This window comes from Myxococcus stipitatus DSM 14675 (assembly GCF_000331735.1).
GTDB lineage: Bacteria > Myxococcota > Myxococcia > Myxococcales > Myxococcaceae > Myxococcus > Myxococcus stipitatus.
Genome location: NC_020126.1, coordinates 3,715,648 through 3,732,742 on the forward strand (window position 1 = coordinate 3,715,648; position 17,095 = coordinate 3,732,742).

The window sequence follows — 17,095 nt, forward strand, 5'->3', positions numbered from 1 at the left end:
CCCCAGAAAGTGCGCTACTCCCCGCCAGGGCGGATGCGCTATAGACGGCTGCCCCTGAAGCACCCCGTTTGGGGTGTCCACGGTGATGACGCGAGTTTTGACTGAACCGCCGCCTGCCGGCGGTCCGCTGCCACCTGCGCCCGAAATTGACGCGCGCGAGGTTGCCTCCTTCGAGGCGGCAGTGGGCTCCGAGCGCGGTGACCAAGAGGTTTCTTCCATGTCTTCCAATCTGGAGCTGACGGCCGCCCCCTCGGAACAGGCGAGTGCCCCCGAGTCCGTGGCGACCGAATCAGCCCCTTCAGAAGTGATTCCCCCGTCCCCTGTCTCACCGGACTCCCCGTCCTCCGCTGGCGTGCGCGCCAGCCCGGCCGAGGATGAAGCGGACGACGACGGCGACGATGATGACGAAGTGGACGCGCTCGACGGCGGTTTCGACGAGGCGGGCCTGGGCGCGGCGGAGGTGCTGGCCGCCGCCGAGGCGCAGGACGCGGCGGACGCGGCCGAGCACGAGGTGGAGCAGGTGCCCACCGTCCTCGAGCCCGAGCCCGAGCCGACCCCCTACGAGCGCGAGCTGCACGCGCCGCACGTCCGCTCCACGGGCGAGCCGGCGGAGATCGACCCGGACGAGCTGGACCCGGACGCGCTGAAGGTCGTGCTGCGGCTGCACCAGCACGGGCACCAGGCGTACCTGGTGGGGGGGTGCGTGCGCGACCTGCTCCTGGGTCGCAAGCCCAAGGACTTCGACGTGGCCACCAGCGCCCATCCGGGCGAGGTGCGCGCCATCTTCCGCAACTGCCGGCTGATTGGCCGTCGGTTCCGGTTGGCGCACGTCTACTTCAAGGGTGGGAAGATCATCGAGGTCTCCACCTTCCGCGCGAATCCGACGGAGCTGGAGGCGGCCTCGCCCCAGACGCACGAGGACGAGGCGGAGGCCGGGGGAGATGACCTGCTCATCACCCACGACAACGTGTTCGGCACCGACCAGCAGGACGCGCGCCGCCGGGACTTCACCATCAACGGGCTGTTCTATGACGTGAGCGAAGGCCGCGTCATCGACTACGTCCGAGGGCGGCGCGACCTGGACGAGCGCTTCATCCGCACCATCGGCGACCCCGAGGTGCGCATGCGCGAGGACCCCGTGCGCATCCTGCGCGCGGTGCGCTTCGCGGCGAAGCTGGACCTGGACATCGAGTCGCGGACGTACGCGGCCATGGAGGGCGCGGTGGAGGACCTGCCGCGCTGCGCTCCGGCGCGGCTGCTGGAGGAGACCTTCCGGCTCATCCGCGGCGGTGTGTCCGCGCCGGCGCTCAAGCTGCTGGACGCGCTGGATGCGCTCAAGCTGCTGCTGCCGCCGGTGAACGCGTACCTCAAGCAGCACGGCAAGGAGGGCGAGAAGACCTTCTACGCCTTCGCGCAGGCGCTGGACCGGCGTGTGGCGGCGGGAGAGCCGCTCGACGACGCCATCCTGCTCGCGGCGCTGCTGGTGCCCATCAGCCACTCGGCCCCTCCGGCCGAGCCGCAGGAGGGAGGCCGTCCCTCCGTGTCGCAGGTGGTGGAGGAACTGCTCGCGGGCTTCGTGCAGACGGCCCGCCTGCCGCGCCGCATCGCCGAGCGCTGCCGCATGTTGCTCCTGGCCCAGCGCACGCTGTCGGGTGAGCGCCGGCGCAAGAGCGCGGCGTTCCGCCGGCATCCGCTGTTCGGCGAGGCCCTCACCGTCTTCGAGATGATGGTGGAGGCCACGGGTGAGCACCGCGAGCAGTTGGAGGCGTGGAAGGCGGGCGAGGTGCCGCCGCCGCGTGCCGACGCCGCCGAGGGCGAAGGCTCCGAGCCGGGCGGACAGCGCAAGCGCCGCCGCCGTCGTCGTCGCCGTCGTTCCTCCGGAGAGGGTGCCGCTTCGGCGGGTTCCTCCGGCCCGGGTGCCGGCGAGGCGTGAGCCTCTCTCCGGACGCGGATGTCTCCAGGACCCGCGTCTACGGAGGTCTGGTGTTGGGCGTCGTGGCCGTGTCCTGGGCCGCGCCGCTCATCCGCTTCGCGGAGGCGCCGTCCCTGGCCATCTCCGCGTGGCGCCTGACGCTGGCCGCGGTGCCACTGCTCGCGGTGGCGCTCGTGCGAGGCCGCGCGGAGCTCGCGTCCTTCTCTCCGCGCATGTGGGGCTGGCTCGTGTTGTCGGGCCTCGCGCTCGCGCTGCACTTCGCGACGTGGATTGCGTCGCTCCAGTACACCACCGTCGCGAGCTCCGTGGCGCTCGTCACCACGCAGCCCGTCTGGGTGACGCTGTTCGCCTGGGTGGCCCTGTCCGAGCGCGTGGGCCCGCGGGGCTTGATGGCGCTGGGCCTGTGCCTCTCGGGCAGTGTCCTCATCGGCGCTCGCGACTTCGCGGCGGGAGGCACGGCGCTGTGGGGGGATGCGCTCGCCGTCGTCGGCGCCATCATGGCCGGCGTGTACTTCGTCATCGGCCGGCGGGTGCGCGAGAGCATGTCGCTGGGCACCTACGTCGGCGTCGTCTACGGCGTCGCGGCCGCGGCGCTGATGGCGGCGCACCTCTTCGTCGACTCGCCGCTGACGGGCTTCACGCCCATCACGTGGTGGGTGCTGGTGGGGCTGGCCCTCGTGCCTCAGCTCCTGGGCCACTCCCTGCTCAACGCCTCCGTGCGCCACCTCTCCGCGCCCTTCGTCGCGGTGGCGTCGCTGGGGGATCCCGTGCTGTCCACGCTGTGGGCCGTGCCGCTCCTGGGCGAGAAGCCGGACTGGGTGCAGGTCCTCGGGGGAGGGCTCGCGCTCGTGGGTGTGCTGCTGATGTCGCGCGACGAGGCCGCGAGACAGCCGCCCCCGCCGGACGCCGTGCCCGCGGCGGACTGAGCCGCGCCGCGCTCACTGTCCGTCGCGGCGCTTGTCGACGGGGCGCTCGGAGCGATGCCCGTCGTCGGAGGGCGCGTCGCTGCCGGCGATGTCCGCGGTGGTGATGGCCTTGCTCCCAAACCGGTCCGCGATCCGGTCCAGCGCGGCGTTGAGCTTGGCCGTTCGCGGAGACGCCGCGGGAAAGAGCCCCAGCTGCGGCGGGACTTCATCGAGCTGCACGCTCACGCCCGTGAGGCGGATGGGCTTGCCTTCATGCGCCCGCTCCAGGAGCTCCAGCGCGGCGCGGTAGAGCGCCTGTCCGTCATCCGTCACCTCGCGCAGCGTGGTGCGGCGGGTGAGCAGCGTGAAGTCCGCGAGCTTGAGCTTGAGCTGCACCACGCGGCCCTTCACTCCCGCGCGACGCAGCCGCCGCGCCACTCGCAGCGCTTGCGCGTGGATGTGAGGCTTCAGGACCTCCACGCCCGTGAGGTCCTCCTCGAACGTGTCCTCGGCGCCCACGCTCTTGGCCGCGCGGTCGGGGACCACCTCGCGGACGTCGATGCCCTGGGCGAGCTCCCACAGGTGCCGGCCGCTGGTGCCCAGCCGCGCCTCCAGCCACTCGACGTCCTTGGTCGACACGTCGCCGATGGTCTTCAGCCCGGAGCGCTGGAGCACCTCCTCCGTCTTGGGCCCCACGCCCCACAGGCGAGATACGGGGAGGCCCGCGAGGAAGGCCACGGTCTCCTCGGCGCGGACCTCGCGCTGGCCGTTGGGCTTGGCCAGGTCCGAGGCAATCTTCGCCACGAACTTCACCGTGGCGATGCCCGCGGAGCACGGCAGCTTCAGCTCGTCCGCGATGTCCTTGCGGATGCGCCGGGCGATGTCCGCGGGCGCGCCGAACAGGCCCACCGAGGCCGTCACGTCCAGGAAGGCCTCATCCAGCGACAGCGGCTCGATGAGCGGCGTGTAGCGCTCGAAGATGCCGAAGACGTGCTCGCTGGCCTCCGCGTACGCGGGGAACCGAGGCTTCACGACGATGGCATGGGGCGCGGCCTTCATCGCGCGAGCCATGGCCATGGCACTGCGCACGCCGAAGGGGCGGACTTCGTAGGAGGCGGCGACAACGACACCCCGCTGAGCATGTCCGCCCACGATGAGCGGTTTGCCCTTGAGGGATGGATTGTCCCGCTGCTCCACGGACGCATAGAACGCGTCCATGTCGACATGGATGATGGCTCGCATCGCAAGAGTCACTCTAGCGGCTCTGTCTGACGTTGAAGGAGTTCCTGGACGCGTTGCGGCGAGGGCCCTGGGTTGACCCGCAAGCCCTGCTGTTCGCACCCATGTCCCCGAGGGAGCGGGGCACGCGGCGCGTGTCGTGCGGGGTTTCTGGTATGACTCGCCGCCGCTTCCCTCAGGGCCGCCCCCATGCCTCCCTACCGCCTGGTCATCTTCGATTTCGACGGCACGCTGGCCGACTCCTTTCCGTGGTTCCAGTCGGTGTTCAACGACGTGGCGGACCGCTTCGGCTTCGCCCGGCTGTCGCCCGAGGAGTTCCAGGAGCTGCGAGGTCTCTCCGGTCGCGAAATCATGGCGCGCACGAAGGTTCCCCTGTGGCGGCTTCCCGCCATCGTCAATCACATGCGCAAGGAGAAGCTGGCGGCGGCGGGCTCGACGCCCCTGTTCGCTGGCGTGCCGGAGTTGCTCGCGTCGCTGAAGGCCGCGGGGGTGACGGTGGCCATCATCAGCTCGGACACGGAGGCGTCGGTGCGCGCGGTGATGGGGCCGGTGGTGGAGTCGGTGACGCACTTCGATTGCGGCGCGGCGCTCTTCGGCAAGGCGGCGAAGTTCCGTCGCATGCTCAAGCGGACCCACGTGGCCCCAAGTGAGGCCCTGTCCATCGGCGACGAGATTCGAGACATCGAAGCGGCCCGGGAGGCGGGCATCGCGGCGGCGGCGGTGGGATGGGGTTACACCCTGCCGGAGGCGCTGACCCGGCACGCTCCCGCGCTCATGTTCCACTCCGTGGCGGCGATGCGCGCCGCGCTGCTGCCATGAGGGACACGTGAGCCTCCGCGCGGTTTCTCGCTCAAGCCCAGGACAAGGCCAGACATCGCTCCAGGCCTTCGAGGACTCATGGACGTCGTGAATGCCGTCTATTCGAGGACCGCCGTGCCGTCCGGCTTCCGTCCCTCGGTCGAGGGCTACTGCCCGGCGCGCTATGTCGCGGATTGGGTGGAGTTGACGTTGCCGGACTCCGCCGAGGGCGAGGCGACCGCGCGCGCGTTGTCGAAGCAGGTCCCTGGGGTGGTCATCTGGATTCGGGCGCGGACCGCGGCCAGCCAGGTGTCGGTCGTGCACTGCGAAGGTGGCCAGGTGCTGCGTCGCATCGAGTTCGACAATGGCGCCTGCCGGAAGGTGGCGGGGCAGCCGCGGCTCTGGGAAGGCTGGCTGCTCGGGGACGCGGAGGTCGAGGCCGCGAACGAGGTCTCCGACGTGGAAGGGGCCTCGGTGCTCAAGGCCGTGTTCGAGAGCAAGACGCTGGCGGTGGGCGACGAGCTGCCCTGGCCACGAGAGTGGGAGGTGGTGCCCTACGTCCTCGGCCTCTGGCAGGAGGACTGGCTGTCCGCGCGCAAGAAGCTGCCCTTCGCGAGCTTCGAGGGCAGCAGGAAGTGGAAGGCCTCGTGGACGCCGACCCTGCTGATGTGGGGGACGTGGCTCTGTGTGCTGGTGGTGGGCCTGTCCCTCGGTGGTCCTCGGGGTGTCTTGAAGGCCCTCTTCATCTTCTCGTTGCTGACCCTCGTGGCGGGAGGACTGTTCTATCTCCTGAGAGGCGTCCGCTCGCTCTTCAGGCGCTTGTCGCTCAAGTGACTCGGGCCCGAGCCCTCACGCGGGTGTCCGTGAGGGCCCGGGAGGTTGGCGCTACAGCCGCGGGCGCAAGTCCCGGAGCGGGGAGGGCGCGCGTGCGGCCTTGTCCGTCTGCGTCTCGAGTCGGGCGGGAGGGATGGACACGTTCATCCACGAGGAGAGCCGCTCCACCGCCAGGGTGCGCTCCGCTTCGGGGAGCGTGATGATTTCGGCCGTGCTGTGGTTGGCGCCGGGCGCGGAGAAGCGGAAGGAGTCGTTGCGACGGCGGACCTCGAACGCTCCCGCGGACCAGGGGTCGGTCTCTCCATAGATGAACATCATCTGGCTCCCCTTGAGAAAGACCCAGAGCCCCACGCGGAACATGAGGTCCTCGTCGAACGCCTGGGTGATGGGGAAGGACACGTAGGAGGCGGGGGTGTTCTGGCCCGGGTAGCGAAGCAGCCCTCGCAGGTGCGCTTCGGGGAGCCGATACGAGCCCAGCTCCGTGGCGGCCTGGTAGTAATAGGCCTCGTAGAACTCGAAGGCGCGGTCGCCGTAACCGCTGGCGAACGGGACCACCTCGTTGAGGAAGTCGAAGACGGCCTGCGCGGGCGCGCCGGGGAGGGGAATCTCCGCGCAGAGCTCCGGGCCGAAGTATTGCCAGAACGAGAACGGCAGCTCGGTGACGGCGAACTCCAAGCTCCTGTCCAGGCCCAGATGCTCGAACGTCACGCCGTTGGCCTCCGCCCATTGCTGGAAGACGGGCAGCAGCTGCTCCCGGCGCCGCAGGGCGTCTGCCTGGAAGTCGCGAAGCCTCGCGCGGCACGAGGCCTCTCCGACGTGTTGGAGGAAGTGGATGTAGCGAGGGTCATCCACCCCGAAGGAGTTGGGCGCCACATACGCCACCGTGGCGTCCACGTCGTGGGGGAAGAAGTAGCGGTGGTAGACGGAGGTCATTCCCCCCTTGCTCACGCCGGAGGTGAGCCAGCGCTGGGGGTAGAGCGGCTTGAGGGCCTGGATGATGCGGTGCATGTCATTGGCGCCCTGCCAGATGTCCAGGTGCTTCCAGTTGTTGGACGCGGGGCGGGAGGGGCCGAAGAAGCGGTGCTCCAGCACGAGCTGGTTCGCGCCGAGCAGCGCGGTGGGCTCGAACTCGTAGGGGACGCCGATGCCGCCGTAGCCGCTGGAGAACAGGACCGTCGGCGCGGAGACCGAGCGGTGCAGGAGCCACATCCGCAACGGGAACTGCTCCCCCGCGGGTTGCCGGTGGTCCGCGGGCTGCTGGATGGAGAGCAGGAAGAAACGGGTGCCGGGAATGGGCGAGGGGGCCTCTCGCCTCACCGTGAGGCCCGGGATGGCCTGCAGCTGGACGAGGATGTCCTCGGAGGTATCCGCCCCTCGCTCCAAGGCGCTCGAGGTCTGGGGTTGTTGCGCTCCCGGCTCCGGGGGCTCCACCAGGTCTGGCGCTCCGCAGGCCTGCAGCAGGAGTGCGGCGGAGAGGAACCAGGTCACGACGGATGGTTTGGATGCGTGCATGTGTTCCATTACGTCCCCCTTGGGGTGTGGTTACAGGCTTCGACAACCCAGACGCCGCGCGCGAGGCTACAGCGGGAACCGAGGCTCCCGGATGCGGGGTGGGGCGAGCGCGGCGTCATCCAGCCGCGACTGGAGCTGGGCGGGCGTGGCGGAGACGTCCATCCACGAGAAGAGGCGCTCCAGGGCCACGGCGCGGTGTGCCTCGGGGAGCTTGGTGATGTTCGCCAGGTGATTGCCATTCGGAACGTCGAAGCGGAAGGAGTCGTTGCGTTCGCGGACGGTGAACGCCCCCGTGGACCAGGGGTCGTTCGCCCCGTTGATGAACAACATCCGTCCTCCCCGGTGATGGACCCAATGCTCCACGCGGCGCATGAGGCCGGGGTTGAAGGGCTCGGTGATGGGGAAGGACACCAGGGCTGCGGGAGTGTACTGACCTGGATAGCGGAGCAGTCCGCTCAGGTGTTGGGTGGGGGCGCGGAAGGCGCCCAGCTCCGTGGCGGCCTGGTAGTAGTAGGGCTCGATGCTCTTGAGGTCCGCGTCACTGTAGCCCTGGGTCACCGCGATTCCGTTGAGGAACCAGAAGAGGTCCGCCGCCGGCGCGCCGGGCGGAGGCGTCAGCGCGCACGCCCGCGCGCCCCCGAACTGCCACATGGCGAAGGGGCCCGTGATGACGGAGAACTCGAAGGCCCGGTCCATTCCCAGATGCTGGAAGGTGAGCCCGCGGGTCGCCGCCCATTCCTCCATGAGGGGAAGCACTTCCTCCCGGCGAACCAGCACCTCTCGCTGGAATGCGCGGAGCCTCGTGCGGCAGGGCTCATCCCCGACCCGGTCGAGGAAGTCGACGTAGCGGGCGTCGGTGACGCCGTGCGAGTTGGGGGCCACGTACGCCACGGTGGCATCCACGTCGGCTGGGAAGAAGTAGCGGTGGTAGACGGCGGCCATGCCGCCCTTGCTGACTCCCGTGTGCAGCCACCGCTGGGGATAGAGCGGCTTGAGGGCCTGGACGACGCGGTGGGAGTCATGGGCGGACTGCCAGATGTTCAGGTGCCGCCAGTTGCTGGAGGCCGGACGCGAGGGAGTGAAGAAGCGGTGCCCGACGGCGAGCTGGTTCGCCTCGAGGAGCCTCGTGGGTTCCTCCTCGTAATAGAAGTCGTCGGCGCCGTAGCCCGTGGAGGCGAGCACCATCGGGGCCGTGGCCGAGCGATGCAGGAGGGTCATCAGCAGCGGGAACCGCTCCCCATGGGGGCGCCGGTGGTCCGTCGGCTGCTCGAAGCTGAGCCGGAAGAAGCGTGTCCCGGGATAGGGAGCGGGGTCCTCGGCGACCACCGTGAGGCCGGGGACCGACTGGAGTTGCGTGAGGATATCCTCGGACGCGCCGACGCCGCCCGTCAGGGGATGGGTTGCCTGGGAGCGTGCGGCCCCGGGGTCAGAGGATTCCAACAGGGTTGCATCGCCACACGCCTGTAACAGCAACGCGGTGGAAAGAACCCATGCGACGGTGGCTGGGGTGGGTCGGTGCGGATACGCCATGGTGTCCCCCGAGGTCGAGGTTGCGTGCTTCGACAACCCAAACGTCTCGGGGGGAACGACATAGCGAGGTGTTCTCGAGAACCGCTCAGCTGCGCTGGGCGTAGAACTCGACGATGAACGGCTCATTCACGTCGACGGGAATCTCCTCGCGCTCGGGGAGGCGCAGGTAGCGCATCCCTTCGCCCTCACCCAGCACTTGCAGGTAGGGCGGTACGACACGCCCCTTCATCCGCTCGAACGACTCCCGCACGATGACCAGCTTCAGGTGCGCGGCGTGGTAGCGGATTTCGCTGCCGGGCTTCACGCGGAAGCTGGGAATGTCCGTGGCCGCGCCATTGACCTGGAAGTACCCATGCCGGACGAACTGCCGCGCCTGGCGGATGCTGGTGGCCAGCCCCGCGCGCAGCACCAGCGCGTCCAGGCGGCTCTCCAGGAGCTGCAACAGCACCGTGCCCGTGTTGCCCGGGGACCGCCGCGCCTCCAGGAACACGCGCCGGCACTGCTTCTCCAGGAGCCCGTAGTACAGCTTCAGCTTCTGCTTCTCCCTCAGCCGCCGGGCGAAGTCGCTGTTGCCCATGCGCGCCGTCGCGCCGTGCTGCCCAGGAGGGTAGGGCCGACGCAGCACCGGGTCCTTGTCCGGGTCCTTCGCGCTGATTCTCGAGAGGGGAATCCCCAGTCGCCGGCACATCTTTCCCCTCGGTCCCAGTTCTCGCGCCATCTCGTTGCTCCGTTCCGACTCGCCGTGTTTTCGAGCTCAGTTGATTTTGAGAATCAGTATCAATATCAAGATCAGTACCGCAGAAGACGGCGCGGGGTCAAGTCGGGTGCGGTGGGGTGGCGCGGACTCGCGGGGCCGCGTGACGCCAGAGGGCTTGGGCTCCGCACGGAGTTCTCAATGACTCACGTGTGGGGTGGTGACGACGAGCGTGTGATGCAACGGCTGTGTGGGGTTGCGTTGAGAGCCGTTGCTGAGTGGCGATAGAGTCCGCGCTTCCCCGCAACGGAGCTCATTCATGAATGCCTTCAAGCGTGCTGTCTGGGTTTGTGCCGCCGCGTCCCTCGTCGCCTGTGGCGCGCCCGAGGAGTCTCCCGCTCAGGAGTCGCTGGGTGAGCAGGAATCCGCGCTGACCACGTCGACGTTCGGTGGCTGCACCTTCACCATCTCCTACACGACCATCTCGCCGCCTTATCCGCCGGTCTACGTCGCCAGCCTGACGCGCGCGGCCTCCGGGACGTGTCCGTATCCCGCGGCGACCGTCGAGCTGGGGCGGTCCTACAACACGCCCAGCCTCAATGTGCTTGGCACCGCGGTGGGGCTGTCCGTCGGGTTCTCCATCAAGGGAGGCATCAGCGGGAGCTCCCCCACGGTCTGCCTTTTCCGCCACATCGACCCGGCGACGCTCGGGACGATTCGCGAGGCGTTCGTCGGTGCGAACTTCGGCGCGGGCAGTGTCTATGGTTGCCGCCTGGACCAGACGGATGCGGGAGCCACGCTGGTGGGCTACGGAACGAAGACGGGCGCGCTCCCGGGTGAGGTCGGCAACAAGCCCAACTGGGTGGCCACGTATTACAACTTCTTCACCAGCACCACGCCGGCGGTCTACTACACGTACTGAGTCCAGCCGGTGGACCGCGGAGGTGTGCTCCGCGGTCCTGGGCTCGCGAAGGGTGGCCCGCGATGAAGACCCTGACGGAGTACCTCTGGTTCGAGACGAAGCAGCGGCGTGAGCTGGTCCGCCTCACCGACACGGTGACCTCGCTGGTGCGCAAGAGCGGCATCCAGGAGGGCATGGTGCTCGTCTCCGCGATGCACATCACCGCGGGCGTCTTCGTCAACGATGACGAGTCCGGGCTCCATGAGGACATCTGGGAGTGGCTCCAGGCGCTCGCGCCCTCGGGCCCGGACTATCGCCACCACCGCACGGGGGAGGACAACGGCGACGCCCACCTGAAGTCCATGCTCGTCCATCACCAGGTCATCATCCCCGTCACCGCGGGCGCGCTGGACCTGGGGCCGTGGCAGCAGGTCTTCTACGCGGAGTTCGACGGGCAGCGCCGCAAGCGCGTCATCGTGAAGGTGATGGGCGAGTAGCGCTGCCCGGGCTTCCGTTACTGCGTTGCGTCTTCCTTCTCGCCGCGCGGCAGGGGCAGTCCCAGCCGCTCCAGCTCCGCGCGCAGCTCCGGGGGCAGGGGGCTGGTGACGTGCAGGGGCTTCTTCGTCTCCGGATGCGGGAGCCCCAGCGCTCGCGCGTGCAGGAAGAAGCGCCCGAGCTCCGGTGCCTCGCGTCCCCCGTAGAGCGTGTCTCCGACGATGGGCGCGCCGATGCCCGCCATGTGCGCGCGCACCTGGTGCAGCACGCCGGTGAGGATGCGCACCTCCACCAGGCTGTGCTCTCCCACGCGGGACAGCACGCGGAAGCGGGACAGGGCCTCGCGTGCGTCCTCGGCGCCGTGGGGCGCGGGCTCCACGCGGTCCGGGTGGCGCGGGTGGTGGCGCAGGGGCAGGTCGATGTCGCCCTCGTCCACCAGCGGCCCCGTCACCAGCGCGAGGTAGCGCTTGTCCACCGCGCGCTCGCTGAAGGAGCCGCGCACCGTGTCCCATGCCGCGCGGGAGCGGGCGGCGACGACGACGCCGGAGGTCTCCACGTCCAGCCGGTGACACAGCCCGCCTTCACGCGGGTCCACCGACGCCTGCGCGCACTCGGGGAAGCGGGCGACGAGGGCGTTGGCCACCGTGCCCGTCTCGCCGGACTGGAGCGGATGCGAGGGCCGGCCCGCGGGCTTGTCGACGAAGACGAGCGCTGCGTCCTCGTGCAGCACGGTGAGCGGGAAGTCCTCGTCGGGGAGCGCCTCGCGGGTCTCCTCTTCCACGACCACCGCGACGCTCTGCCCGGCGGTGAGGGTGAGGCCCTTCTTCGCCGGGCGGCCATTGACCTTCACGGCGCCGGACTCGAAGAGTCGCTTGAGGCGGGCGCGCGACAGGCTCAGCGCCTCGCCCACGAAGAGGTCTACCCGCTGGCCCGCCTTGTCGGCGTCCACGGTGAAGGTGTGAAGCGTGGAGGGATTCACTCGGAAAGAGCCTCGTAGACTTCCTCGGCCGTCTGGAACCGGTCGTCCGGCTCCTTGCGGATGAGGCGGTGGGCCACGCGTGCGAACTGCGGGTCCCCATGAAGGTTCAGCGCCAGCACCGGCGGAGGCTCTGTCTCCAGCACCTGCCGCCACAGCTCGTGCGGCGTCTTCGCATCGAAGGGGGGCCGCCCGCTGAGCAGCTCATAGAGGATGACGCCCAGGCTGTACAGGTCCGAGCGCCCATCCAGCGGCTCTCCCAGAATCTGCTCGGGCGCCATGTAGCGGTACGTTCCCACCATCTTGCCGGCCTCGGTGATGGCCACGTCGTCCGCGAGGAACTTGGCCAGCCCGAAGTCCATCAGCCGCACCTGCCGGTCCTCGTCCACCATCACGTTGGAGGGCTTGAGGTCGCGGTGCACCAGCCCGTGCCCGTGGATGTAGGCCAGGGCCTCGCAGAGCTGGAGCATCGTGTCCTTCAGCCGGCCCATCCGCTCCGGGCGGTTGAGGTCCTCCTCCCGCAGCGTCCGAGACGGGTCCGGCGGCTTGCGCGGAGGGGGGAGGGGGAGGTCGAAGCCATCCATCGACTCGTCGGACTCGGACTCGGCTTCGAGCGGGTCGGAGGCGCCGTAGCTGTTGAGGTCCTCGCTGGGCGGCTCCTCGTTGAAGGCGTCCATGCTGAAGAGGCCGTCCATCGACGGACGGGGCTCTCCCAGCGAGTCGGAGAAGCTGTCGCTGCCCGGGCCGAAGTCGTCGTCCACGGTGCGCCGCACGGAGAGCAGCCCGCGAGGCGTGGACGCGCTCATGGGGGAGATGAGGTCGTCCCCTCGGATGTCCAGGTAGTGGCGCAGCGTCAGGCCCTCGATGAGCTCCATGGCGAGGTAGGGCCAACCCTGGTGGACGCCCGCCTCGAAGACCTTGACGACGTTGGGGTGGGACAGGTCCGCGAGCGTCTCGAATTCGCGCGCGAGTCGCCGAGCCGCACGCTCGTCCAGCGCGGGGCCGGCCGAGAGCAGCTTGAGTGCGACTTCGTCGTTGCTGCGGCGGTCCAAGGCCCGGTACACGGTGCCCGCGCCGCCGCTGCCGAGCGTCTGGAGGACTCGGTACGGACCGATGACCTTCGGGGGCATGCGTGGCGCGGATCCTACGAATCCCGTCACGTCAGGGTCAAACTGGTTGACGCTTGCTTGTAGGGTTCATCGTAGAACACTCACTCACGCATTTCACTTTTCCAGGGAAACCTGGGAGAACCATTCGACCCATGCACGTCGGGAAGTACCAACTCGTCCGGAAGATTGCCTCGGGGGGCATGGCGGAGGTCTATCTCGCGAAGGCCGCTGGCCCGATGGGGTTCGAGAAGACGCTGGTGTTGAAGCGGATCCTCCCGCACCTGGCGGAGGACCCGGCGTTCGTGGAGATGTTCCTGGGCGAGGCGCGGCTGGCCGCGCAGCTGGAGCATCCGAACGTCGTGCAGATCTTCGACTTCGGCGAGGCGGACGGCAGCTACTTCCTGGCGATGGAGCTCATCGACGGGCCCACGCTGCGGCGGCTGGTGAAGCGCGCGGTGGAGCAGGCGTTGCCGCCGGTGATGTGCGCGAAGCTGGTGGCGCTCGCGGCGGAGGGCCTGGCGTTCGCGCATGACTTCTGTGACCCGGTGACGGGTGAGCCGCTGGGGTTGATCCACCGCGACGTGAGTCCGGACAACATCCTGGTGTCGCGGCAGGGCGCGGTGAAGGTGGTGGACTTCGGTGTGGCGAAGGTGGCGGGGCAGGGGCACCGCACGCAGACCGGAGTGATGAAGGGGAAGGTCGCGTACATGCCGCCGGAGCAGCTGCGCACGCTGCCGCTGGACCGGCGGGTGGATGTGTACGCGCTGGGGGTGGTGCTGTACGAGCTGCTGACGGGGAAGCGTCCGTTCGACGCGACGACCGAGGCGAGCACGATGCAGGCCATCCTGTTCGAGCCCTTCGTTCCGGTGGTGGAGCGGCGGCCGGACGTGCCGGTGGCGCTGCAGGAGATTCTGAAGCGGGCGTTGGCGAAGGAGCGCGACGAGCGCTACCCGGACTGCCGGGCGTTCCAGGCGGACCTGGAGCGGTACCTGTTGTCGGCCGGTGAGTCGGTGGGGGCGTATCAGATTGCCCAGTTCGTGGGGCGGCTGGTGGCGGAGGGGGTGGGAGGCGTGGTGGTGGGCTCGCCGGCGCATGGGGTGATGGGGCCCAGGGCGACGCCTCGGTCGATGGTGGCGCCCGCGGAGCCGAAGCCGCCGGTGCCGACGCCTCGGTCGATGGTGGCTCAGGCGCAGAACGAGGTGAAGCCGCCGGTGCCGGAGTCGTTGTCCATGGAGGACACGCTGCCGACGACGCCTGTCCCGCAGCTCGCGCGGATGGTGTTGGAGCGAGGGGCGGCGACGCCCGGGGCTTCCAGTGGTGAAGGCGCGGAGGCGCGAGAGCGCGCGGCGAAGCCTGCTGGGGGACGGAAGAGGACGGCTTCGCGTCCGGCGTTGCCGGCGCATCCGGGAGTGGCTGGAGAGGTCCGAGGGACGCGCGACGGGTGGAGCACGTCGGGGGTGTCCGCGACGATTCCGCTTCAGCGGAACGAGATTGAGCAGGCTCGGGAGCGGGTGCTGCGTGAGTCGCCGGAATCGGAGGTGGCGGATGAAGACCACATCTCCACGGGGGCTCAAACCGGGCCGCTTTCGGGCCGTCGGTATTCGGGCGTGTTGGTCGCGGTGCTCATCGCGGTGAGCATCGTGGCGGTGGCGGGATTGGCGTGGTTCGCCTTTCGAGGCCAAGGGCCCAAGCCGACGGAACCGGGCAATCCGTCGGCCATCAGCGAGACGAGGGAGGAAGACAAGCCTTCTGGCGAGGCGTTTGTGATTGGTGGGACGGATGGAGGGAGCAGGGCGGACGCAGGGCCGGCGCTGGGGCCTGATGCGGGGCCGGCGCTCGATGGAGGGGTGACGAGTACGGTGGCTGCAGGACCGTTGGACGCGGGAAGTGAGGACGCCGCGGGCGATGCGGGCCCGCTCGACGCGGGCGTGACTGGGAACGCGGACGGAGGGATTCGCGAGCTGGCCGGAGCCGATGCTGGCTCTCGTCTCAAGAATAAGGGCTCGATAAAGCCGAAACCCAAGGCGAAACTCGAGTTCCGCGTTCGCCCCTATGGAGAGGTCTCCATTGGCAGTCATTCCTTCGGGGTGACGCCCATCGAAAAGGACGTCATGTGGGAAGTGGGCAAGGTCATGATCACGTTCACGAACGCGGAACTCAAGCTCACCAAGAGCAAGGAGTTCGTGATCGAGGCTGGCAAGACCAATCTCATCAAGTTCAACTTCTACGAAGATTAGGTGCGCGAAGCCTCACGGGGGCGAGTCCGGCCAGCTTGGCCAGCGGATGATGCGTCCTCCGTCGCCCACCGCCCAGATGTCATCGGGGCCAGAGCCGGTGATGTCATTGAGTCGGGTGCTGCCGTTGTAGACCCTTGTCCAGCCCTGACCGTTGAATCGGTAGATATGCCCGGAGGCGCAGGTGGCGTAGGCCGAGTTCGCGCCAAAGGCGATGACCGAGGTCAGGTTGTGGTTGTCGGGAGTCCTGGCCACGGCAACCCATGGTGTCCCGTGGGTCTTCCTCAACACGTTGCCAGCATCGCCCACGGCGAAGGCGACCTCGTTGTTGACCACCCAGACGCCTCGGAGTCTCTCTGCGCTTGGCACTGTTTCCAGATTCCACAGACCCGTGGCTGGCTCGAGGCGATAGATGCGGGCGCGCGGACTGCTGCTGACGCCTCCCACCGCCAAGACGTGCGCAGGGGCGGAGGCGTGGACATCAAAGACTTCGCTCAGTCTGTTGGTGACAGGGTTGTAGACAGGTGATCCCGTCCCGTTCCACGTGAAAGCCGCGCCATCGGCCGTGGCGGCGCTCGCTGAAGCACCGTAGAGGGAGAGGACGTTGTTCGTCCTCGTGCCCGCCAGGCCGAAGACCTTCAAATCATCGTCAGCGACGATGACGCAGTTCGCGGAACCCAGCGGCTGGTAGCCCTTGAGTCCGCCTTCGCTGCCAAGCCATGCACGGCCGTCGGTGGGGTCGCTCCAACTGCTGGTCCATGTGGTGTTGCTGCTGAGGGTGCTTCCATCGCAGAGGGTGCTCGAGATGGTCGTGAACTCCGTGGCGGACGAGGTCATCCGCGCGCGGCGATTGTTGGTGCCTGCAACCCAGATGTTTCCCTTTCCCCAGGAAGAAGCGGTGAGCCAGTTACCTCCTGCCTCGACGACCTTCGGGACCCATAGCGGTGAAGACTGCGCCGGGCACTGATCGACAGACTCCCTTTGCGCATCACAGTTGTTGTCCAGGTCGTCGCAAATCTCGGTGGCTCCGGGATGGGTGAAGGGATTCCCATCGTCGCAATCCCCACCCAGGTTGACGTATGCCCCAGCGGGCTTCACGCACGAGTCGACGACCGTGTTCTCACCATGGCCATCACCATCCGCGTCCAGGTACCAGCGGGAGGGGGCGGGCGTCATGCACTCGAGCCCTTGCTTGTCCATGCGACATGCCTGAGTGCCTTCGCACATCGTCGAGAGCTCTGTGCAGGATTGTCCCTTCGCGGGAAAGGCCTCATCGTTGATTCCGTCGCAGTTGGTGTCCTCGCCGTCGCAGAGGTCTTGTCTTCCCGGGTTGATGCTGAACAGGTCATCCCGGCAGTCGGTCGACGGCCCACTGGTGTAGCCAGGGGGGATGTCGCCGCAGACGATGCGAGGGGGCGCGTTCTTCTGGCCATAGGTGTCCCCATCGGCGTCTGGATACACTGTCTTGGCGGGCGGAGTGTCGCAGTGCTGAGTCTGCGTGACCGGATTGCAGCGGGAGATGCCCCTGCAGTCGGCGGACACTTCACATGCTTGGTTCAGTTTGAAATGAGCCTCGTCGGAGACGCCATCGCAGTTGTCGTCCGTATCATTGCAGAGTTCGTCTGCGCCCGGATTGATTCTCGCATTGTCGTCCGTGCAGTCGGTGCCTCCACTCAGCCGGGATGCATAGCCATCCTTGTCCGCATCCTCGGCTTGGATTTGCAGATTGACTGAGTGGATGGCTTTTGTTTCCACCGTCATGGCTTGTGCGTCGTGGACCACTTGCGGCCCGTCACACGATGTCTCGAAGGCTTTCGCGCTCAAGCTCAACTGGGTCCCCCAGCCACGGGGCGGAAGAACGGCCACTTGGAGGGCGCCAGGGAGCTGGCCCGAGAGGGCAGTGTAGGACTGCGTCAATGCAGTCCCCGTCGCGGC

Annotated in this window: 14 protein-coding genes; 7 read left to right on the forward strand and 7 right to left on the reverse strand. The window is 68.4% G+C overall.

The genetic code is table 11. The features are described from left to right. Positions 1-217: 217 nt before the first annotated feature. Both pcnB and MYSTI_RS14470 read left to right on the forward strand, forming a co-directional pair. A complete protein-coding gene (gene pcnB, locus MYSTI_RS14465; RefSeq protein ID WP_015348507.1) occupies positions 218-1,933 on the forward strand; it encodes a polynucleotide adenylyltransferase PcnB in 1,716 nt (571 codons plus the stop codon). Then, positions 1,930-2,859 (forward strand): DMT family transporter, encoded by a 930-nt coding sequence (locus tag MYSTI_RS14470; RefSeq protein WP_015348508.1) that lies wholly within the window; start codon positions 1,930-1,932, stop codon positions 2,857-2,859. Before pcnB ends, MYSTI_RS14470 begins: the two co-directional genes overlap by 4 nt. 12 nt (positions 2,860-2,871) lie before the next feature. Here the strand turns inward: MYSTI_RS14470 and dinB are convergent, their stop codons facing one another. After that, the gene (gene dinB, locus MYSTI_RS14475; RefSeq protein ID WP_015348509.1) at positions 2,872-4,080 is read right to left on the reverse strand and encodes a DNA polymerase IV; all 1,209 of its coding nucleotides are present in this window, start codon (positions 4,078-4,080) and stop codon (positions 2,872-2,874) included. 186 nt (positions 4,081-4,266) lie between these two features. Between dinB and MYSTI_RS14480 the strand changes: the two genes are divergently transcribed. Both MYSTI_RS14480 and MYSTI_RS14485 read left to right on the forward strand, forming a co-directional pair. Further along, positions 4,267-4,896 (forward strand): HAD-IA family hydrolase, encoded by a 630-nt coding sequence (locus MYSTI_RS14480; RefSeq protein WP_015348510.1) that lies wholly within the window; start codon positions 4,267-4,269, stop codon positions 4,894-4,896. A gap of 78 nt (positions 4,897-4,974) precedes the next feature. Then, a complete protein-coding gene (locus MYSTI_RS14485) occupies positions 4,975-5,709 on the forward strand; it encodes a hypothetical protein (RefSeq protein ID WP_015348511.1) in 735 nt (244 codons plus the stop codon). Between the two features lie 51 nt (positions 5,710-5,760). On the opposite strand, the gene MYSTI_RS14490 is transcribed toward MYSTI_RS14485, so the two are convergent. The 3 genes from MYSTI_RS14490 to rpsD all read right to left on the reverse strand — a co-directional run bounded on the left by MYSTI_RS14490 (position 5,761) and on the right by rpsD (position 9,469). Further along, entirely contained in the window at positions 5,761-7,221 is a 1,461-nt protein-coding gene (locus MYSTI_RS14490) for a S28 family serine protease (RefSeq protein WP_233278269.1), read from the reverse strand. Positions 7,222-7,287: 66 nt separating this feature from the next. Further along, positions 7,288-8,661 (reverse strand): S28 family serine protease, encoded by a 1,374-nt coding sequence (locus MYSTI_RS14495; RefSeq protein WP_233278270.1) that lies wholly within the window; start codon positions 8,659-8,661, stop codon positions 7,288-7,290. Between the two features lie 175 nt (positions 8,662-8,836). Further along, on the reverse strand, positions 8,837-9,469 hold the full coding sequence (rpsD, locus tag MYSTI_RS14500) for a 30S ribosomal protein S4 (RefSeq protein WP_044279907.1): 633 nt from the start codon (positions 9,467-9,469) through the stop codon (positions 8,837-8,839). A gap of 295 nt (positions 9,470-9,764) precedes the next feature. Between rpsD and MYSTI_RS14505 the strand changes: the two genes are divergently transcribed. Beyond that, on the forward strand, positions 9,765-10,367 hold the full coding sequence (locus MYSTI_RS14505; protein ID WP_015348515.1) for a hypothetical protein: 603 nt from the start codon (positions 9,765-9,767) through the stop codon (positions 10,365-10,367). A 62-nt stretch (positions 10,368-10,429) separates the two neighbouring features. Next, positions 10,430-10,843 (forward strand): secondary thiamine-phosphate synthase enzyme YjbQ, encoded by a 414-nt coding sequence (locus tag MYSTI_RS14510; RefSeq protein WP_015348516.1) that lies wholly within the window; start codon positions 10,430-10,432, stop codon positions 10,841-10,843. A gap of 17 nt (positions 10,844-10,860) precedes the next feature. Here the strand turns inward: MYSTI_RS14510 and MYSTI_RS14515 are convergent, their stop codons facing one another. Next, on the reverse strand, positions 10,861-11,820 hold the full coding sequence (locus tag MYSTI_RS14515) for an RluA family pseudouridine synthase (RefSeq protein WP_015348517.1): 960 nt from the start codon (positions 11,818-11,820) through the stop codon (positions 10,861-10,863). Further along, positions 11,817-12,947 (reverse strand): serine/threonine-protein kinase, encoded by a 1,131-nt coding sequence (locus MYSTI_RS14520; RefSeq protein WP_015348518.1) that lies wholly within the window; start codon positions 12,945-12,947, stop codon positions 11,817-11,819. Before MYSTI_RS14520 ends, MYSTI_RS14515 begins: the two co-directional genes overlap by 4 nt. 131 nt (positions 12,948-13,078) lie before the next feature. Here MYSTI_RS14520 and MYSTI_RS44605 point away from each other — a divergent pair, with 131 nt between their 5' ends. Next, positions 13,079-15,163, forward strand: coding sequence for a serine/threonine protein kinase (locus tag MYSTI_RS44605; RefSeq protein ID WP_015348519.1), 2,085 nt, complete (start codon positions 13,079-13,081; stop codon positions 15,161-15,163). A 12-nt stretch (positions 15,164-15,175) separates the two neighbouring features. On the opposite strand, the gene MYSTI_RS14530 is transcribed toward MYSTI_RS44605, so the two are convergent. Further along, positions 15,176-16,921 carry a MopE-related protein gene (locus MYSTI_RS14530; RefSeq protein WP_233278271.1) on the reverse strand — a complete coding sequence of 582 codons (1,746 nt, stop codon included), beginning with the start codon at positions 16,919-16,921 and terminating at the stop codon, positions 15,176-15,178. Positions 16,922-17,095 lie beyond the last annotated feature (174 nt).